We start from the raw sequence: 255 nt of genomic DNA on the forward strand, positions 1-255 counted from the left end.
CTGACAATGGATCGTGCTTCATTGCGTCAGGCACGAAATCGCTGCTGCTGGATATCGGCATGGAGCCTCGCACGACGCCGGTCCGCAGCCCACAGTCCAACGGAATGGCTGAAGCCTTCGTAAAGACATTCAAGCGCGATTACGTCTCGGTCAATTCCATTCCGGACGCCAAAACCGTCATCGCCCAACTGCCATTGTGGTTCGAGCATTACAACATGCTTCACCCGCACAAAGCTTTGGGATATCGCTCACCTC

General features: G+C 54.9%; 1 protein-coding gene. It reads left to right on the plus strand.

Translation table 11 applies throughout. From position 1 onward, the window contains the following. A partial coding sequence (locus JNB91_RS30560) for an integrase core domain-containing protein (protein ID WP_220329138.1) occupies positions 1 to 255 on the plus strand: 255 nt, incomplete at both ends.

Source organism: Aliirhizobium wenxiniae (genome assembly GCF_019511445.1).
In the GTDB taxonomy this organism is placed as follows: Bacteria; Pseudomonadota; Alphaproteobacteria; order Rhizobiales; family Rhizobiaceae; genus Neorhizobium; species Neorhizobium wenxiniae_A.